The organism is Enterococcus sp. 2STP, assembly GCF_032465635.1.
GTDB lineage: Bacteria > Bacillota > Bacilli > Lactobacillales > Enterococcaceae > Enterococcus_B > Enterococcus_B lactis.
The window spans coordinates 1-610 of sequence record NZ_JAWDJH010000017.1 but is presented as its reverse complement, the minus strand read 5'-3'; the positions used below and the strand labels follow the sequence as shown (position 1 = coordinate 610).

The following is a 610-nucleotide window of genomic DNA, read 5'->3' as shown; positions in this document are numbered from 1 at the left end:
AGCCACAATCTGTAGATGGAACTAAGAACTTTTTAGAAACGCCCATGGTAAACCAAATACCAGTATTGGTTGATAACGCACTTCCGTTTGAAGCCTGGTATGGAACTGGTAAAGAGTTAACGAAGATACCACACAAAGCAAGATTAGTTATCGGAGATGAAGTTACAACTATTGGTAAACAACAAAACAGAGCAATGAAAGAATCGCCATTAGTATGGAATTCAGGGAGATGGGAAGCTGAAGTAGTCCGAGATTGTACGCTATTGATTGAAGGATTGGCTAGATTGCAATTTGGGGGATCAAGTAGTGGGAAATATGCATATCTAGTTTTTTATAGAGATGATGAGGAAACAAACCAAATTGGATATGCTGGTGGAACAGGCGATTCAACTAATGTTCTTCAATGGAAACATGGGATTCATTTCTCTCGAATCTTTGAAGCCAAAGCTGGTTCTATGTTTAGTATTGTGTATGAGGGAGAGGAATCAAAGACAGTAGATTTTGCACAGATAAATACGCTACACATTATGGAAATAGAATCTTAGATTAAAGGAGTGAAATAAATGAAAGATATTTGGAAGTATGGCAAGCCTGGTGGGGAATATGCCGG

The 610-nt window shown here is 38.4% G+C and carries 1 pseudogene; it reads left to right on the top strand.

Annotation, left to right across the window (positions count from 1 at the left end):
* Nucleotides 1-545 (top strand): annotated as a pseudogene (locus RWU19_RS06625) (hypothetical protein); the annotation flags it as partial.
* Nucleotides 546-610 lie beyond the last annotated feature (65 nt).